Source organism: Peptacetobacter sp. AB845, from assembly GCF_047528295.1.
In the GTDB taxonomy this organism is placed as follows: domain Bacteria; phylum Bacillota; class Clostridia; order Peptostreptococcales; family Peptostreptococcaceae; genus Peptacetobacter.
The window spans coordinates 957,116-976,593 of record NZ_CP180001.1; the positions used below are offsets into that span (position 1 = coordinate 957,116).

A 19,478-nucleotide genomic window follows, 5' to 3' on the forward strand; every position below is an offset into this window, starting at 1 on the left:
TATGGCAAGACTAAATGTAAATCCTACCAGAATGGTACTTGCTTCTTTAAAAAAGCGTCTGAGTGTTGCCAGTAGAGGACATAAACTTCTAAAAGACAAACGTGATGAGCTAATGAAAACCTTCTTAGATTTAGCAAGAGAAAATAAGGTTTTACGTGAAGAAGTTGAAATAATGATAAGCGGTGTTTATCAGAATTTCAGTATAGCAAATGCTGTAATGTCATCACAGGCTGTTGAAGAAGCACTTATGTATCCAAAACAGGGTGTAATAGTAAACGTTGATAAAAAGAACGTAATGAGTGTTGATGTACCAGTATTTGACTTTGAAACAACTACAAATGATGTTACAGACATATACTCATATGGATTTGCAACAACTTCAGGAGAATTAGATGCTGCGATAAGTGAATTATCTAGGGTATTCCCAATAATGCTAAAACTAGCAGCTATGGAAAAAGAAGCAAATCTACTTGCTGATGAAATCGAAAAAACAAGACGTCGTGTTAATGCACTTGAATATGTAATGATACCTCAGCTTCAGGAAACTATCAAATACATAACAATGAAACTTGACGAAAATGAAAGAGGAAATCAGACAAGACTTATGAAAGTTAAAGATATGATGCTTAACGAAGCCATTGAAGAAAAAAGAGCTCAAGACGAAGCAATGTTTAATGAGTATAAAGAAAAGCATCATGAACAATAATAGAATTAATCAGGCTGTTGCAATTTTTGCAACAGCCTTTTTAATTCTATTATTTGTTCTTTTAAGTATGAAATGAAGTTGAAAAATGAGAATGAGATTTATATTTGTATGCTTATTGTAATGAAGATAAAAAGTCTATATGGTATAATTAAAAAGAAGTGAAATGTAATGAAAAAGAGGAAAAAGTTAAAGTTTATAGAGAACAAAAGTAAAAAATAGAATAGAATTAAAAAGAAGTTCAATATAAGAAAGAAGGAAAATTATGCTTCCTAAAAGAGTAAGACAATTCATAATGAATTTGACTGATAGAATAAATGAAGATGATTATAAGTATGTAGAATCAAAACTAAATAAGAAAGAGTATGAAATTTTTAATGCTATCTCAAAATCCGAGCAAAAGCACAGTGTCAGGGTGGCTAAAGAGATAGAAAATATAATAGATGAATTAAAAAAAGGAAATAATTTTGAAGGTGGCTACACACTTACAAATGGGGAAATATTGGATAAGGAAACAATATTTTCTGCAAAAGAAGATCTTATAAAAAATGAAGAGATGCTTATAAAAGTAGGGCTTTTGCACGATGTAGGAAAAAGTAGACAGAAAATAAATATAATAGACAAATCGATAATAGTTATACTAAATAAATTGACTAGTGGAAAACTTAGAAATATTAATCTTAAAAAAATTCAATGCTATTACAATCATTCAGAATATAGCTACGAAATATTGAAAGAAATAAATGTAAATAACGTTTTTTTAGAGGTTGTAAGGAATCATCATAATGAATATTATTCAGGGAAAAAACATTCAAATGAAGAATATTCAAATGAAAATTATTTAAATAAAAATTATTCAAATAAAAATTATTCAAATAAAGATTGTGGAAATGAAGAGTATTACCTGGGAAATATAATTAAATTTTTCCAGGGAGTAGATGATGGAAATTAAAATATAGATTGGAAATTAAAATATAGAAATCGAGGTGTCAATATGTCTAATACAAAATTAAATATAGATAGCTTAAAAAACAAATTGAACTCAGATGCGTTTAAAAATAATATAGAAAAAATATCAACAGTTGACTCTTTAATAGAATACCTAAAATCTGAAAACATGGAGTATAAGACGTATGAATGCTTCAAAATGATTTCGGATATACCTAGAAATTCTGGAAAAGAAAAGGCAGTAAGCGATTTTATAAAAAAATTCGCTGAAGATAGAGGATATAAAACTTATCAAGATGAGTTTCATAATGTAATTGTGTATGTGCCTGCATCTGAGGGAATGGAAGATAGGGATTCTGTGATGATACAGGGACATACTGACATGGTCTGTGTAAAAGAAAGTGGAAATGTGCATAACTTTGATACAGATTCGCTTGAATTATACACAGAAAATGGAATGCTCAGAGCAAAGGGGACAACTCTTGGCGGCGACGATGGAATAGCAGTCGCATATATGATGAGCATAATGGATAATAAAAAAATAAAACATCCAGCATTAGAATGCGTATTTACATCAGATGAAGAGGGAAGTTTTATAGGGGCAGAAAATTTAGATACGAGTAAGCTAAAATCTAAAACTCTTATAAACATAGACTCTGAGGAGGAAGATGTAATAATTGCTAGTTGTGCTGGGGGAATGGCATTTGAAAATAGAATAAAATTCGAAAGAGTAGAGTCGAAATTAGAAAATCCAGTAGCTTTTAAATTAAAAATATCTGGGTTAAAAGGTGGACATTCTGGATCTGATATACACAGAGGAAGAGCTAATGCGATAAAATTAGCAGCTGAAGTGTTGGAAAATATTATGATTGATAATATAGAATTTGAGCTTGTGTCTATAGAATCTGGAGAAGCTCCAAACGTAATACCTTCTAAATCTGAAACAGTGATACTTGTAGAAGGAAAAGATTTAGAAAATGTAGAGGCAAGTGTTGAAAAATCAAAAGGAACTATAATAAAAGAATACGCAAACTCTGAGTATAGAATAAAAATAGAAGTAGAAAAATTAAAGTTAGATAAAATAGAGTTAGAAAAATTGGATTCAGAGAAAGTAGAACTAGAAAGATTGGAATTAAAAAATATAGATTTAGAAAATGTAGAATCTAAAAAAGTAGGTCAAGAGGATTTAAGAGTAGTAGAAAAATCTGCAAAAGATAGACTAATTTCTTGGATTAAGATGTTTAAAAATGGAGTATTGACAATGAGCGAGGATATAGAGGACTTGGTTGAATCATCTGACAACCTAGGAACTATAACTACTTTAGATGAGGAAATAATAATATTAAATGAATGCAGAAGTTGTTCAGATTTAAAAATAAGCGAAATAAAATCTGATATGGAAAAACTTTCAAATGATACAAATACAGAAATGGAAAAAAAATACTCTTATCCAGGTTGGGCATTTAGACAAGAGTCTGAATTAAGAAAATCATTTAATGAAAGTGTAGAAAAAATATACGGAAGAAAATCTAAGGAATTGGCAGTACATTCTGGGCTAGAGGTTGGATTCTTTGTGGATGGCGTAGAGGGATTGGATGCAATATCAATTGGGCCAAACATGATAGATATACACACTCCAGAAGAGAAATTGGATATAATTTCGGCGTTAAAAATATGGTATGCGTTATTGGATTTTATTGCAAAATAAGGAAGAGCAATTAAGTATAGAAAGTAAGTACATATAAAAAATAATTGATTATAAAAAGCAAGTATGTATAAAAAATAGATTATAGAAAAAGCAAGTATGTATAAAAAATAGTAAAGTATAGAAAGTAATGAAAATTAACGAATTATAAAAAAGGAGAAGTTACTGTGGAAGAATTAAAAAATGCTATAAAAGAAATAGCAAACTCAAAGCCATACAAAATAGTTATAAGCAATAGAAAAAATAAAGATGTGGAATACAAAAAAGTAAATATAAACCTAAAAGAAGCAAAGGGAAGAGAATTCTATCAGGTTGAAAAATTCACTGAAAAACAGGTATTTCATGAAAATATTGAAATATCTAGCTTAGAATCTAAGATATTTGAATTTATGGAAGAGGATTTTAAACAGCTAGATGCTTGGTCAGAAGAAGAAACTTTCAACATAAAAATATCTAAAAAGGGAAAAGTGTTCTTTGGAAAAAAAGGTGGAAGTAATGCGACAAAGGCTAAACGGTCAAAATCGCACAACAAAGAAAAAGAATACATAATAAAAGAGGGAATGAATGTACCTGCCTTAGTTGATTTAGGCGTATTTACAAAAGAAGGAAAAGTTGTAAAATCTAAGTACGATAAATACAAACAGATAAATAAATTCATCGAATTAATAGACCACGAAATAAGAAAAAATGACTACAAAGAGCTTACAATCTTGGACTTTGGATGTGGAAAATCTTACTTAACATTTGTACTTTACTACTACTTTGTAGAAATAAAGAAAATAAATGTAAAAATGATAGGTCTTGATTTAAAAGAAGATGTAATAAAAAAATGTAATGAAATCGCAAAAAGATACAACTACGAAAATCTTCACTTTGAACTAGGAGATATTAATGGATATAAGTACAACAACAAGGTCGATATGGTGATAACACTTCATGCATGCGATACAGCTACAGATTATGCACTTTATAATGCAATAAAATGGAACACGAAGATGATATTCTCAGTGCCTTGTTGCCAACATGAGTTAAACGCTCAGATGAAATCAGAGGATTTATCGATACTTACAAATTATGGAATAATACAAGAAAGAGTGGCAGCACTTATGACGGATGCGATAAGAGCAAATCTGCTTGAAAGTGTAGGATATAAAACTCAACTACTTGAATTTATAGACATAGCACATTCACCTAAAAATATATTAGTTAGAGCTGTAAAATCAAATATATCAAAAGAAAAAAGAGAAAAAGCTTTAAAAGAAGTGGATAATCTTATGAAAGAATTTAACTTTGATCAGACATTATATAGACTTTTAAAAGAGGATAATCTTATATAAGAGAAATAATAAAAATATAATTCAGACAGACTTAAATACCAATAAATTCTAAAAAAAGGAAAAGGGTGGAAAAAATGATTACAATAATATCTCCAGCCAAAAATATGAGAAAATCTGATGACTGGAAAAATCTAATTGACGAAAATGAACTAAGTTGTCCAAAACTTTATGAAAAATCAAATGAAGTATTAAAGCACATGAAGGAGTACATCACTGAGGAAATACGGGCAATAATGAAGATAAAAGAAAATCTAGCCCAGTTAAACTATTGTAGATTCCAAAGAATGAAGCCTATATCTTGTTGTAAAGATTCTAAGAGTGGAAGTGAAAGTCCTAAATTTACAGGAAAAACTCCAGCTATATTTGCCTATGATGGAATACAATACAAAAGTATAGCGCCAGAAAGTATTTCAAAAGAAGGTATAGAATTTTTAAACGAGCACCTTAGAATAATAAGCGGTCTTTATGGTGTGCTTAGACCTTTTGACATGATAGACGAGTACAGACTTGAAATGCAGACAAAAGTAAAAGTAAACGACAAAGCGAATTTATACTCATTTTGGAATGGAAGTATATCAGGGAGCATATCTGAAGATTTAGGTGGAGAAGGAATAGTGCTTAATTTAGCATCAAAAGAATACAGCAAAACTGTTGAGAAGTATTTTGATAACAAGAAATCTGAATCAAAAGTAAAGCTAATAACTTGCACATTTAAAGTTGAAAAATCTGGAAAGCTAAAAGTTGAATCTACAGCTTCTAAAAAAGCTAGAGGGTACATGGTTAGATACATAGCCGAAAATAAAATAGACGATATAGAAGGTGTGAAAAGATTTGATTTAGATGAATTCAGATATTCTGAAGAAGAATCTACAGAAAAAGAATTGGTATTTGTAAAGAAGGTTGACTAACAGTTAAGATGTTTATAGATTTTATATAAAGATAGACTAAATTAAAACTAAAAATAAAATTCAAAGTAACACTAAACACAAAAAAAGAAGAAAAAATAGAGAAAAAAGGATGAAAATATGGAAAAAATAGCAGTAATAGCAGGAACACCTATAGACACTCTGATGGGTGCGGAGTTTCTAAAAAGTAAAGGACTAGAAACTGAGGAATTTCCGGTATCTGAAAATCCTGTTGAGCAGACAAAATTCCAGTCTATGCCACAGGAAACAAAAGAATTGGAAATGAAAAAAATAATAAAAACAATTAAATTTAAAGGAATAGAAAAAATATTAGTATATTGCAACTCTCTTAGCTCAGCGGTTGATATGGAAAAACTATCAAAAGAAGAAGAAATCGTGATAGTAACTCCAATGGATGCATACAAAAAAATAGCTGTAAACTACAACTCAGTAGGTGTATTTGCAGCGAACAACCAAGGACTTGCGGGAATAGAGAGAACAATAGTTGAAAAAAATAAAAACTGCAATGTAATAGGAATAGGAATACTGCCAGTCGTGTTGGATGTAGAAGCTAAAAAAGAAGCTAAAAACATAATAGCTGACAACCACCTTGACCTTGCAGTAGAATTCTTTGAGGAAAATAAGGTTGAAGCCATAATACTTGGATGCACTCATTTCCCTTACTTTGAAAAAGAATTAAAAAAATGCACAAAACTAGAAATAATAAATCCATCAGAAACAATGCATAAAATTCTGATAGAATCTTAAAAATAAATGGCAATGTTTATAACTACATATTTTAGGGAAAACTCTTTTGGCTCGAATAATAGTAACCTCCTCTCCAGGCGAACAAGTCGCATTGTCGAGTTCAGTTTACTATTATCCTAACCAAATCGAGTTTTCTACAAAAATAACTGTGCTACACATTATATTTATCTCAGATATTAAAATTTTCACCAGAAAAGTTGGTAAAAGAGTTTAAAGTGTATAAAAACTTATATTAATTTTTTATTACTTTCTACTATTGATGTTTTTATCAACATTTTGGATTGAAGGTTATTTGAAAAGTTTGATAATCTTTGATGAGCTACGGTGTGCAAAAGAGATAAAATTATAAAGGCGTAAAGCGAAATTTTAAAAATGAACTTTTGAGAGGGTATAATAGCAAATCGAACTCGACAATGCGACTCGATCGCCTGGAGAGGAGATTGCTATTATAACTCGAAAAAGTTTTTAAAATTTCACTTACGCCTTTATTTTTATAAAATTAATCTATCCAGCCAAAATGCTTACAAGCATATTCTATTCCATCTTTGTCCGCATCTTTTGTTACAAAGTCGGCTTTTTCTTTTAATTCGTCTATAGCATTTCCCATAGCTATAGAAGTCCACTCGTCTCTGAACATTTTTAAGTCATTTTTCTGATCTCCAAATACAACTACATCCTTGTAAGGAGCACCAAAATGATCCATAACAGCTTTTATTCCTACAGATTTATCGTCTGGCTCAACGAATAAATACGCATCGTGGAATCTAACAAAAGGAAGATTTTTTAAAGCTTCAAGAGTATTATCCTCTTCTGGCTTACATGCTATGTAAAGTTTGTAGTATGTATCGATTTTTTCTATATCTAAATCAGGATCTACAATAGTAGTCATGTAAACATCCTCTGTAACATCCACAAAATCATTATTTTTAGTGTATCTAGTTTTTGAATTATCTATAGAAATGCCCCAAGGAATATTTCTACTATCTGCTTCCCTTAAAAGAGCAATACAGTTCTCTTTATTAAGAGGCTCTATGTGTAAAAGCTCTCTATTTATAGTTATACCATTTCCACCATCACTTACCATATTGTCAAATCCAAGCTCATCTAAAAGTTCGACAGCTTTTGCATGACTTCTACCAGTTGCAATAGCTAAAAAATGACCATTTTCCTCTAATTTTTTTAATGTTCTTCTTGTAGATTCTGGAACAAAGGGATCAGGAAAACCTGTAGAAAGAGTCCCATCTATATCAAAGAAGAAATATTTCTTAACAAATTTTTCATTAGTACTAATAAGAATCACCACCCTATAATAAATTTTTCTATAAAGAAATGTTACCACAAAAATGAAAAAAATAATATCTATTAATTGTAAAAATTTAATTAATATAAATAAAAGAGATTGATTAATATAAACAAAAGAAAATTACAAAATAAATTAAAAGAACTGAAAGAATCATTTTTTTAATAGAAGTATTTATTTTCTTTCTTTTTTGTTCTATTATATTAAATGAAGGGAAATTAAAATATAAAAATCAATAGAACAAATAATAAAAATTAGAGAAAGGATGGCTATATGAGCGTATTAAACATAGATAGAAGAATAAATCTAAAAAAAGAATATCAGTCAGTAAAAGAGGACTTTGCAGAAGCTGTCCTTGATAGAGCAGAGAATATAATTAAAAAAGAGGTACTCATAAAATCGACTTATCAGTCTCACTTTGGAATGTACGAACTTGCAATACTTCAGACGGAAGTTGAAAGAAGAATGATTTTGAGAAAGTTAGAACTAGCTAATGATTATATGAAGTCAGATAAGGATATAGACGAAAATAAAATCAGAGAAATTGCAGAATCAGAGCAGCTAGGACTGATTGAAATAATAGAAAATAAAAAAGAGCGGATACAAAAAGCTAACGATTATTTAAAAAGAAATAGATTAAATTCTAGAGAAAAGGAAAGAATGAGGGATAGCTTAAAATTGCTCACACTAAAGCTTCATCCAGTATTATCAAAAAGAGCAGATGAAAAATCAGTGATGATACTTGAAAGGGCATTGGATGCTTTTATTGACGATAATTATGGAAAAATGAGGATGCTAGAAAATATTTTAGATGTATCTTGTGAAAAAGAAGAAAATTTAGATGAAAAAACAATGATACAAGAGATAGAAAGAATTAGAAAGGCCATAGCCGATGAGGTAATGCAGGCCGCACTTGAGAAAAAAGAAAAAGTATTTGAAATGGAAGAATTTGTATTTGACTTGGAAAAAGTTGAGGCTCAAAAGGAAGCACTTAAAAATGAGCTAAAAATAGAGCAAAAATCTAGGGATGATTTAAAATATAAACTAGATTTACTAGAAAAAATATACAATTTCAATGTTGAATAATAATAAAAATAGGGGATTTTGATAAAAAGAATAGGAGGATTTATGGCAGGGAGAATCGACTTAACAGAAGGAAGAATAGCCGACAAGCTTATAAGATTGGCACTTCCTATAATGGGAACATCATTTATAAACATAGGATATAACGTAGTAGATATGCTATGGGTTGGTAGAGCAGGAAGTTCTGCCGTTGCAGCAGTTGGAACTGCTGGATTTTATACTTGGTTAGCACTTGCATTTATTGCTATATCTAGGGTTGGTGGAGAAGTAAAGGTTGCTCAGAGCATGGGAGACCACAACCTAGATGAAACAAGAGCGTATATAAAAGCAGCTATAGAGATAAATATTGTTTTAGCGATATTATTTGGGGCTGTTCTTATAATATTTAACCGACCACTGATTGAGTTGTTTAGACTTGGAGACGAGCATGTAACACAACAGGGAAGTATATACCTTATAATAGTAGGATTAGGTATGGTATTTTACTTTATAAATCCTGTGTTTACAGCTATTTTCAATGGATTAGGAGATAGTAAAACTCCATTTTTAATTAATACAACAGGACTTTTAGTTAATATATTCTTAGATCCAGTTCTTATACTTGGATTTGGTCCATTCCCTAAAATGGGAGTTGCCGGTGCTGCGATTGCAACAATAACTGCACAGGCGTGTGCTACACTAGTATTTATATACAAAATAGCTAAAAAAGAAGGAATATATTTTAAAATAAGATACTTTAAAAATATAAAACTAAGTTACCATAAAGAGCTGTTTGTGCTTGGATTACCGGTTGCAATACAGAGTGGTATGTTTACAGGATTTTCAATGTGTATAGGTGTAATAGTTGCAAAATGGGGTCCAGTTGCCATTGCGGTGCAGAAAGTTGGTAACCAGATAGAGTCTATTGCATATACAACTGCTGATGGTATGGCTTCATCTGTATCTGCATTTGTAGGGCAGAACTACGGTGCAGGAAAAGTAGATAGAATAGAAAAAGGTGCAAAAGTTGGAATAATGTTTGCTATATTCTGGGGAGCACTTACAATGTTCTTATTAGTATTTGGGGCAGATTTTATATTTAAATTCTTCATAGACGAGCCAGAAGCTAGAAGGATAGGTGCAAATTACCTTATGATATTAGGATTTGGGGAAATATTCCAGTGCTTAGAAATAATAGTAACTGGTGTACTTAGAGGTCTAGGAAGAACTTACATAACATCTGCTGTAAGTATAATATTTACAGGAGCTAGAATACCTATGGCACTTATTTTATCATCTGCATTAGGACTTGGACTAACAGGTGTATGGATTAGTATATCTCTTAGTATGGGAATAAAAGGTATTGTAATGCTATCAGTTTACTTAAATTACAAACGAAGAGGAAAACTTGTGGAAAGTAAAAGCAAGTAACAACTTAAGTAAACTTATAAAGTTTTTTGACTTTATTATATAAAGAATCCAGTTAGATATAAAAAACGAACAATAATATGGTTTGATTGATAGAAAATACTGAAATGATAGAAATAATTTATATGCAAAAATGAACTTATAGAAAAAAATTAAAAAATTTAAAATGACGAAAAATAAGTTGATATGTTTGAAACCTTTGCAAAAACTAAAGTGTATAGATTATAAAATTTTTTAAATAAAGAATATTAGAGTTGTAACTAATAAAAAAATGATTTTATAATTTTCTGACAGACATATAAATGTACTTGCATTATTCAAAAATAGATAGTATAATTTGAAGAGTAGTAACGAAAGAAATATAAAAAAAAACTTAAATAAGAAAAGTATACAACATAGCAATCAACTAACTTAACCATATAAATTTTATGTAATAAAAGACTGTATCACATTCTGCTGCGTGAACAGTTTTTTATTTTTTTTTGAAGATATTTTGGTAATATATATGCAAATTGAAAATTTTTTTGCTTGAAATTAAAATAAAAAATACCTATAATATTATATGAGAATTTATTGAGAATAAATAGAGTATAGAATCAAGTAAAATCAATACTCTTATACAAATGAAATCAAATGATAAACTATATCAAATAATAATTAAACAGGGAGGGATAACTTTGATTTCTGAAGCAATTATTAAAAAGTTTATTAAAAATAGTGAACAGGTTGAAAATGAAGAAGTAAGGAATAAATACGGAACTGTTGCAGGGATAGTAGGTATAGTATCAAACCTACTTTTATTTATTTTAAAGTTTAGTATAGGGTTCTTAAGTGGAAGTATTGCCATAACAGCAGACGCATTTAACAACTTTACAGATATGGCATCATCTGCAATAACTATGATAGGATTTAAATTAGCTAGTATGCCTGCAGATGAAGAGCATCCATTTGGACATGGTAGACTAGAATATTTATCAGCACTTGTTGTTGCATTTATGGTAATGTTTGTAGGTATAAAATTCGTTCAGACATCTTTTGAAAGAATAATGAATCCAGTAGCGGTACAGTTTAGCCTAATACCATTTTTACTTCTTTTAGCATCTATGGCTGTTAAATTCTGGCTTGGAAGATTTAACAAACATGTAGGTGAAAAGATAGACTCATCGGCTTTAAAGGCTGTTGCAGTAGATGCTATGGGAGATGTATTTACATCAGGATGTGTTGTATTATCATATCTAATAGCAAAATTTACTGCATTCCCATTAGACGGATATGTAGGTATAGTTGTATCTTTAATAATATTATATGCAGGCTTCTCTTTAATAAAAGAAACTGTAAGTCCATTATTAGGTGAAGCTCCAGATGAAGAAATGGTAGACAACATAGTGAATGGGTTATTAGAGTACAATATAATCTCAGGGGTTCATGACCTTATAATACACAACTACGGTGTAGGTAGATGTATAGCCTCTGTACACGCTGAGGTGCCTTGTAATATAGATATAATGGAGATACACGAGGTTATAGATGATGCAGAAAAAGAACTATCTAAGAAATTAAACATACACTTAGTAATACACATGGATCCAATAGCTGTTGAAGATGAAGACTATATCCAGACTAGAACAGAGCTTGCTAGAATAATAGCTAGAAATGAAAAAATAGAATCTATGCACGATTTAAGAATAGTAGGAAAAGGAAATAAGAAAAACTTAGTATTTGATGTCGTTGTAGACGGTGATTTATCTCACAGTGAAGAGGAAGAGCTTAAAAACTGGGTAAATGAAGAGATACAGAAGATTCATCCAAACTACAATTGTGTAATATTAGTAGATAAAAACTATGTAAAAAGACATTTTTAAGTTAAAAAGAGGCTGTTGCAATTTGCAATGGCCTTTTTTAGTAATTAATCATTTATATATTTTTAAAAATAAAAAAGAGGCTATCATATTAATAAATAGAGTTAATACGATAGCCTCTTTTAATCTTAAATTATAATTAACTATTTTGAAGAAGTGAAAATAGTTTTAACTATGTTCAATATTTCTGTAAGTACTTCAAAATTGCCTTTAACACTTTCTTTTGTAACTATTATATCGGCAGCTACATCTGTAACAACTTCGCTAACATCTCTAACGTTTTCTCCAACCTGACCAAAATCATCTACAAGCTTAGGAAGTTTTGCAACTGATTTAGTTATATTTTCTGTATTGTCATCAAGGACAACATTGACCTTATCCAAAACAGAATTCACATTTTTTATAGTTGTTAGAAGATTTATTATTAGCTTTATTAAAAATACTAAAGCTACACAACCTATTATAGCCAATATAAATAAAATTGTATTGAGATTAATTGTAACAGTCATAGTCTACTCCCCAATTCTAAACTTCCTTTTGTTCTTCAGATGCTTCTTCAAGAGCTACAGCAGCTTCCTCAAGAGCTTCAACTACTTCTTCTGAATTAACATCACATTCTTCACAAGCTTCGTCTACAGCTTTTTTAGCATCAAGATATTCTTTTATTTTAGCTTTAGAATCGTTGAATTTTTCTTTCTGAGAGCTTAAAACATCGCCAGCTTTAGCTTTTGCACCAGTAGCTTTGTCTGATACGGCATCAACAGCTTGTTTAGAAGCATTTTTGATGTCTTCTCTTGTTTCTTTTCCTGATTTAGGAGCTAATAAAATACCACCAACTGCACCTGCTGCCACACCAGCGGCAACTCCTGCTGCAGCAGTTTTAGCTTTTTTAAGCTTTTCTGCTCTTATTTTTTCCTGTCTTTTTGCCTGTATTTTTTTTGATAAACTCATATAACCGACCCCTCTCAAAATTTGTTTTGAAATTTATTATAAAATTCATATTATAAACAATATATACCCATTTATAACTAATGTAAACAAAAAAATTGTGAATTTTCAAAATAAAATATAAAAATATGAAATATTTATTATTTATTATTTATATTTTCTTTTATTTCTTCAAGAAGAGATTTATGTTTTAAAGATTTCATGTTAGGGAATGCTTTTATAACTCTTCTTCTTAATACACCATGACCTTTGCTCTTTAATTCTTCTATTCTAGTATTTAAAGATTTAATTTCAAATTCTAGCTCATTCATAATCTTATGTTCTTCTTTTATAAAGTTGCCTTTGAAGTCATTAGATAGAAGCTCTTCCATTTCAGCTGGAGAGTATTTAGAGAGTCCAAGCTCTTCAATCTGGTTTGCAAGACTAGCCTGTAAATGACCTTTGACAACTTCGAGATGTCTTTTTCTCTTTTCAAGAAGATCTTCATGAAGTTCATGAAGTTTTTCAAGTCTTTCGTTAAGATGAAGGATAGTACCTGCTGTAATAATTGTATCTACTATAAAGTAAGTTGCAAATAATACAGAAAGTGCAAATGCTACCTTTGTATTGATACTAGCCACAAAATCATCTATAGCTGGATGTATTACAAGCATAACGAAAAGAGAAAGTAAACCAAACATCAGTGAGTTTTGAAGGCATACTCTACCGTTTATGTTGTACTTGTATGTCGAATAATCCCACCAAGACATGTGGAAGATTTTTTCTAGCACATAGCTTGTAATATATTCTAGTGTACTTGTTACTATTATACTTGCTATAAATAACACAGGAATATTATTTACAAATGGAGACAATATCGAAATAACAAGTAAAGCTCCAAATCCGTATATAGGGCAGAATGGACCATTCAAGAACCCTCTGTTTACTAGTTTTTTCTGTCCAATTGAGCAGTATGCACTCTCGCACACCCACCCTAAAAAACTGTATATGGTGAAATATAGCACCTGGATATACAATAGTTTCATATAGTATTCACCTCATTCTAAAAAATAAGCCTGAAATCAAGTTGTAGACTGTGTTTCAATGCAAAAAAATATCTAAAAAAATACAATTTCCTTCATTAAATAATCTTGATAATAGTTTTCAGGCTATAAACATAATTATTCGAGATAATTTGTAATTATAGATTGAAAAATATAAGTTACAATTATGGCAAAAATGAAACAACCAAAAATAAATTATACTTATATATATTGAAATTATGTTTATACATATATTATAAAAAACGATTGTGAATATACTGTAATAAACTGTGAAAAAACTGTAAAAAATGCACGATTATTAAAAAATAAAAAGATTATTGAGAAAATGAGGAAAATAAAGAATTATTAAATAGCAGCTAGAGAGAAATCAAACAACAATAATTAAAAATTAAATAAGAATAATATAAAAATAAAGTCAAAATAATGTAGAAAGAGTCTAAAAAATATATATCTGTAAAAACTAAATGTAACAATTGTAGGAAATAGAAACAAAAAGTTACAATCTTTGTAACTTTTTGTGTTACAAAATATAAAAGAAAAAATAAAAAAATTTATAGCTAAAGAAAAAACAAGTTGTTACTTGTGTATATGCTAAAATCCTTGAAATACACAAAAACACGATAATAATCAATTGTCATGCCAAAAATAACACACAACTTGTTGTTGTTTGTTGTTTGTAAAATTTTCAAAAAAAGTCTTTACAAAGCTGTAACTTTTGTATTATTATATATACAAGCTTAAAAAAGTTACAAAAAAGTAACAGCGAAGTAAAAGAAAAGTAACAAATTGTAAGAAATGAATATTAGATTATATTAAGATAAGTAAATTTTGGGAGGATTTTAATGTTAAACTTGAAGAAAAAACTAAGCGCAATAGTATTAGCATCGATGATGCTTTTATCGAGCACAGGGTTTGTATTTGCAGATGAAAAAATAGAAGATATAGATACAGTAGCAGCTGAGGCAACAGTTGAAGAAAGCTCAGATGCAACTAGAACAACTTCAGTAGTAGAAAACAACGACGGATGGATAAAAAGAGGAAAAGACTTCTATTACAATGATGAAGACGGTGAAGTATTAAAAGGTTGGCAGAATGTAGATGGAAAACACTACTACTTCTGGAAAGATGGAAAAATGGCAAATGGTTGGTCAAAAATAAACAACAAAACATATTACTTCACAAGAGAAAATGGAAAACACACTGGAATATGTAAATTAGATAATGGAAAAACATACAACTTCAATAAAGAAGGTGTACTTACTCCAGGAATAGTTAGACAGAAAGGTAAAATACTTTACTTTGACCAGAGAGGTAAACTTGCTTCAACAGGTAAATCATACAAATCAAATGCTTCAGCTTATTCTGGACATTCAACAACATCAACAGGACAGAAACCAAGATGGGGAACAATAGCTGTTGACCCTAAAGTAATACCTTATGGATCAAAAGTTTATATACCTTACTTCAACAAAACATTCATAGCTAATGACTGTGGTGGAGCAATAAAAGGTACAAAAATAGACATATTCATGAACTCAAGCAAAGAATGCTACAAATTTGGAAGAAGAAACATAGAAATAATCGTATTAAAAGATGTAAAATAATAAATTAGATATACATGTTCTTCAAACTTAATAAAATAATACTCAGTAAAAAGAAAAGGGGCTATTGTGAAAACAATAGCCCCTTTTCTTTTCTTTAATTTCTATTTTTTAAGCAGATAAATGATTGCTGTTGCAAGTTTTTGTATAAGTCCTTAAGTTAGTAATCACAAATTAATTTGCATCGACAATTCCGCAAGCGCCCCACACCTTTATATATTTTTCAATAATAATTGGGGCGCTGAGGACTGGAGAGCAAATAATTGTGATTACTAACTTAAAAAGGCTATTGCAAAAATTTGCAACAGCCTCTATTTATTTCTTATAAATCTTTTTTCCATAATCCATGTAAGTTACAGTATTCATATACAGCAACTGGTTTTTCGCCTTCAAGTAAAGCAAATTCAGCAACTGGTTTTTCACCTGGTTTAAGGTCTTTTCTACGTACTCCCTGATCTGTTTCAAGAAGTATGAACATTATGTAGTGTTTATCTTCCATTGGATGTTCTACTGAACCAACCTGAGCTTTTACTACATTTCCTTCAACTGTTACTTCTGGAACGTGTTTTTCTGTAGCTGCATCTACTGTATTTGGAACTAGTTCTGTCATTTTCTGACCACAGCACATTAATGGTACTGGAGTTTCGTATACTACCTCAACTAAGTTTTTACATCTTTCACATAAATAGAATTTTGTCATTTTAAATTCCTCCTTAAGAATCGACACCATTGTGTCATTTTTTTATTTTAATTTGATTGTTACCTTCATAATAATTTTATTGAATCTTTTATAATTCTTATCGAAAATTTTTATCATCTTATCAATCACTTATTAATATAATTACCCCACAAAAAATCTTTTAAACAGATAAAATTAAAAAAAGTGCAAATTTTTTAAAAAAGTCAAAAAAACAAATTTTAAAGGTGTATAATCAATATATACTCAAAAAATTTTAGTGAATTTATAAATAACGCAATACAAAAAAATAAATTATATGAAATATAATAGAAAAATCTTTTGAAAGTGTATACAAAATAATTAAGAGAGAGTATTCTTTTGTATATATAAAAATCAGGAGGAAAGTTATGAGTAAAGTGGCAAAAGCGACTATGGGGCTGTTTATTGTAACCATGGTTTCGAAAATTTTTGGGTTTGCCAGAGAGACAATACTGGTATCTGTCCACGGTGCAGGGATGGTTACAGATGCGTTTATAACATCTATGAATATCCCAACTGTAATATTTTCTACAATTGGTACAGCACTTGCGACAACATTTATCCCAATGTACTACACTGTAGAGAAGGACTTGGGCAAAGAGGGGACAGATAAGTTTGTAAATAATATATTCAATATGATAGTTGTAGTCAGTTTGTTGTTATCTGTAATAGGGTATATATTTTCTGACGAGCTAGTAAAAATATTTGCAATGAGCTACACTGGAGAAAAGCTAAAACTTGCTTCAGAGTTTACTAGGATAATGATAGGGGGTATGGTATTTATAGGGCTTAGTAATATTATGACCTGCCTTATGAATATAAATTCGAAATTTATCGTACCGAGCATTACAGGAATTCCTTTTAATATAATAATTATTATAGGGATATTCTTAAGTGCAAAATACGATATTAGACTTATGCCTATTTTTACTTTAATTGGTATGGCGAGTCAGTTTTTATTTCAGGTTCCAGTGTCATATAAAGACGGATATAGATATAAGTTCTACATAGATTTAAAGGATAAATACATAAAAAAGACATTGATTTTAGTTATTCCGGTGTTTATTGGAGTAGGGGTAAATCAGCTAAATACAGTTGTAGACAGGACTTTAGCATCTACACTTGGAGACGGGATAATCACAGTTTTAAATGATGCATCTATTTTAAATACTTTTGTAATAGGTGTGTTTATATCGAGTATTCAGTCTGTTGTCTATCCACTTTTATCTAAGCTATCAAGTGAAGGAAATGACAAAGCAGCTACAGGAATAATAAGAAAAAGTGTGAATGTTGTAATAGTGCTTATGGTTCCAATTGCTATAGGAATAATGGTGCTTTCAATTCCAATAGTTCAGCTTGCATTTGAAAGGGGTAAATTTGACCACAGTGCGACTCTTTTAACTGCAGCAGCACTTTCATATTATGCAATAGGGCTTCCTGCATCAGGGCTTAGAAATATTTTGGGAAATGTGTTCTATTCATTTGGAGATACTAAGACTCCTATGAGAAATGGTATGATAGCAATGGTTATGAATATCTGCATGAACATAGTATTTATAAAATTTATGGGACATTGTGGGCTTGCATTTGCTACAAGTATTTCGGCGACAATTTGCATATTCTTGCTTTTCATAAGTTTGAGAAAAAAGATAAAATACTTTGGACAGGACAAGATAATTGTAACTACAATTAAATCAATACTATCGGCAGTAGTTATGGGTGTTGTTGTTTATTTTGTATATAGATTTATGGATATGAGGGGAATTTATGGAACGAGAGATTTAATAAAGGCTCTATTTGTATCTGTTATGTCTGGAGTAGTAGTGTATGGTGGAGTAATTCACCTTATGAAAGTAGATGAGGTTGAGATGCTTTTAGATATATTTAAGAGTAAGTCTAAACAAATTGTATCTAAGATAAGCAAAAGATAGATAAATGTAGTAAAATAGAAATAGAGCAAAAAAGTAAAATTTGAAGTGAAAGATAAGATATTATATAAAGAGGAAAATTGGAGGGGTTTATATGAATTCAGATAACCTTATAAAAAATTATACGAGTGCTAGGGGTACATCTAAGATAGTTCTTACAGTAGGAACTATAGATAATGGAGAAATGGATTATAAAGTTTATGGAGCTAAAGGTGTTGAGATAACTAAACAGCAGCATAGATACGAGATAGGATCTCTTACTAAGAGTATTATGATGGCTAAGTTATGTCAGGCGATTAGCGAGGGAAAAGTTAGTCCAACTGATAAGATAGGGACTATATTAGACGAAAATATAAGCCACAATCCAACAATAGAGCAGCTTGCAACTCACACAGCTAGATATGGTAACTCATATCCTAAGCATATAGCGAGAAAAGAAATGAAAAATGCGCTATTTAGCAAGGATAATCCATATTGTGGATATAAGGAAAATGATATATTAAATGATATAGAAAACTTTAAACCAAATGCTAAGCATCGTGAATGGGTGTATTCTCATTTTGGTGGTGCAGTTATGGGAGAAGTGCTATCTAAGATATACGGTAAGGATATTAAGACTATTATAGAGGAAACTGTAGAGGAGTTAGGGCTTGAAAATACTGGCTATACAGAAGATACTGAGATAGGTAAGTGTTGGAAGTGGAATGGAGATGAGGTGTATGCAGCTACATCTGGTCTAGTATCTACAGTGAATGATATGATGAAATTTGTGCAGGAAAATATCGAGTGTGATCCTGAGTATTTAGCTTTAGGGCATAAGAAGTATTATACTATTTCTAAAGGTAAGTACGATATGGGGTTAGGTTGGGTAATCAACGACGATACGAAGATTATCTGGCACGATGGAAGTACTGATAATTTTGACTGCTTTATAGGATTTGAGAAACACAGCAAGAAAGGTGTGGTTGTGCTTTCGAATTATCCTAATAAAGGGGAAGTAAATGCTGCGAAGATAGGACTAGAGAAGATTACTGAGTTAGTAAAGAATCGTAAATAGGGAAGAGAGGAAGACATATCTACCTCAGGCTCCAGGCAGTCGAGCTGCATTGTCGCTGGAGGTAGATATTGTCTTCCTCTTTTTTATTACGCTTCTATCTAGCTCTAAAATCTTAGAGGAAGGTTGAAAGCGTCTGTAGATTGCAGTGTGAAATATATATGTTCTTCC

General features: G+C 30.3%; 17 protein-coding genes. 12 read left to right on the forward strand and 5 right to left on the reverse strand.

Features of this window, described 5'->3' with window-relative positions; genetic code table 11:
• Position 1 precedes the first annotated feature (1 nt).
• The 6 genes from ACK2WO_RS04635 (at position 2) to ACK2WO_RS04660 (ending at position 6,366) form a co-directional block, all read left to right on the forward strand.
• The gene (locus ACK2WO_RS04635) at positions 2–706 is read left to right on the forward strand and encodes a V-type ATP synthase subunit D (RefSeq protein WP_178412388.1); all 705 of its coding nucleotides are present in this window, start codon (positions 2–4) and stop codon (positions 704–706) included.
• 262 nt (positions 707–968) lie between these two features.
• Positions 969–1,655 carry an HDIG domain-containing metalloprotein gene (locus ACK2WO_RS04640; RefSeq protein WP_414698531.1) on the forward strand — a complete coding sequence of 229 codons (687 nt, stop codon included), beginning with the start codon at positions 969–971 and terminating at the stop codon, positions 1,653–1,655.
• Positions 1,656–1,697: 42 nt separating this feature from the next.
• Positions 1,698–3,359: a beta-Ala-His dipeptidase gene (pepD, locus tag ACK2WO_RS04645; protein ID WP_414698532.1), complete on the forward strand. Its 1,662-nt coding sequence runs from the start codon at positions 1,698–1,700 to the stop codon at positions 3,357–3,359.
• Between the two features lie 164 nt (positions 3,360–3,523).
• Entirely contained in the window at positions 3,524–4,693 is a 1,170-nt protein-coding gene (locus tag ACK2WO_RS04650; protein ID WP_414698533.1) for a class I SAM-dependent methyltransferase, read from the forward strand.
• 74 nt (positions 4,694–4,767) lie between these two features.
• Positions 4,768–5,601 (forward strand): peroxide stress protein YaaA, encoded by an 834-nt coding sequence (gene yaaA, locus ACK2WO_RS04655; protein ID WP_414698534.1) that lies wholly within the window; start codon positions 4,768–4,770, stop codon positions 5,599–5,601.
• A 117-nt stretch (positions 5,602–5,718) separates the two neighbouring features.
• Positions 5,719–6,366, forward strand: coding sequence for an Asp/Glu/hydantoin racemase (locus ACK2WO_RS04660; RefSeq protein ID WP_414698535.1), 648 nt, complete (start codon positions 5,719–5,721; stop codon positions 6,364–6,366).
• 499 nt (positions 6,367–6,865) lie between these two features.
• On the opposite strand, the gene ACK2WO_RS04665 is transcribed toward ACK2WO_RS04660, so the two are convergent.
• The gene (locus ACK2WO_RS04665; RefSeq protein WP_414698536.1) at positions 6,866–7,666 is read right to left on the reverse strand and encodes an HAD-IIB family hydrolase; all 801 of its coding nucleotides are present in this window, start codon (positions 7,664–7,666) and stop codon (positions 6,866–6,868) included.
• A gap of 273 nt (positions 7,667–7,939) precedes the next feature.
• Between ACK2WO_RS04665 and ACK2WO_RS04670 the strand changes: the two genes are divergently transcribed.
• The 3 genes from ACK2WO_RS04670 (at position 7,940) to ACK2WO_RS04680 (ending at position 12,018) form a co-directional block, all read left to right on the forward strand.
• Positions 7,940–8,752, forward strand: a complete 813-nt coding sequence (locus ACK2WO_RS04670) for a hypothetical protein (protein ID WP_414698537.1) — start codon at positions 7,940–7,942, stop codon at positions 8,750–8,752.
• Between the two features lie 42 nt (positions 8,753–8,794).
• Positions 8,795–10,159 carry an MATE family efflux transporter gene (locus ACK2WO_RS04675; RefSeq protein WP_414698538.1) on the forward strand — a complete coding sequence of 455 codons (1,365 nt, stop codon included), beginning with the start codon at positions 8,795–8,797 and terminating at the stop codon, positions 10,157–10,159.
• Between the two features lie 674 nt (positions 10,160–10,833).
• A complete protein-coding gene (locus tag ACK2WO_RS04680) occupies positions 10,834–12,018 on the forward strand; it encodes a cation diffusion facilitator family transporter (RefSeq protein ID WP_178412334.1) in 1,185 nt (394 codons plus the stop codon).
• Between the two features lie 140 nt (positions 12,019–12,158).
• Here the strand turns inward: ACK2WO_RS04680 and ACK2WO_RS04685 are convergent, their stop codons facing one another.
• The 3 genes from ACK2WO_RS04685 to ACK2WO_RS04695 all read right to left on the reverse strand — a co-directional run bounded on the left by ACK2WO_RS04685 (position 12,159) and on the right by ACK2WO_RS04695 (position 13,931).
• The gene (locus ACK2WO_RS04685) at positions 12,159–12,524 is read right to left on the reverse strand and encodes a hypothetical protein (RefSeq protein ID WP_414698539.1); all 366 of its coding nucleotides are present in this window, start codon (positions 12,522–12,524) and stop codon (positions 12,159–12,161) included.
• Positions 12,525–12,540: 16 nt separating this feature from the next.
• Positions 12,541–12,966 (reverse strand): YtxH domain-containing protein, encoded by a 426-nt coding sequence (locus ACK2WO_RS04690; protein WP_414698540.1) that lies wholly within the window; start codon positions 12,964–12,966, stop codon positions 12,541–12,543.
• Between the two features lie 137 nt (positions 12,967–13,103).
• Positions 13,104–13,931 (reverse strand): putative ABC transporter permease, encoded by an 828-nt coding sequence (locus ACK2WO_RS04695; RefSeq protein ID WP_414698541.1) that lies wholly within the window; start codon positions 13,929–13,931, stop codon positions 13,104–13,106.
• Between the two features lie 917 nt (positions 13,932–14,848).
• On the opposite strand from ACK2WO_RS04695, the gene ACK2WO_RS04700 reads away from it, so the two are divergent.
• Positions 14,849–15,610: a 3D domain-containing protein gene (locus tag ACK2WO_RS04700; RefSeq protein ID WP_414698542.1), complete on the forward strand. Its 762-nt coding sequence runs from the start codon at positions 14,849–14,851 to the stop codon at positions 15,608–15,610.
• Positions 15,611–15,929: 319 nt separating this feature from the next.
• On the opposite strand, the gene ACK2WO_RS04705 is transcribed toward ACK2WO_RS04700, so the two are convergent.
• Complete coding sequence (locus tag ACK2WO_RS04705; RefSeq protein ID WP_414698543.1) at positions 15,930–16,307, reverse strand: desulfoferrodoxin family protein; 378 nt, start codon at positions 16,305–16,307, stop codon at positions 15,930–15,932.
• A gap of 386 nt (positions 16,308–16,693) precedes the next feature.
• On the opposite strand from ACK2WO_RS04705, the gene murJ reads away from it, so the two are divergent.
• Positions 16,694–18,256 carry a murein biosynthesis integral membrane protein MurJ gene (gene murJ / locus ACK2WO_RS04710; protein ID WP_414698544.1) on the forward strand — a complete coding sequence of 521 codons (1,563 nt, stop codon included), beginning with the start codon at positions 16,694–16,696 and terminating at the stop codon, positions 18,254–18,256.
• Positions 18,257–18,347: 91 nt separating this feature from the next.
• Positions 18,348–19,310, forward strand: a complete 963-nt coding sequence (locus ACK2WO_RS04715; RefSeq protein ID WP_414698545.1) for a serine hydrolase domain-containing protein — start codon at positions 18,348–18,350, stop codon at positions 19,308–19,310.
• Positions 19,311–19,478: the final 168 nt, after the last annotated feature.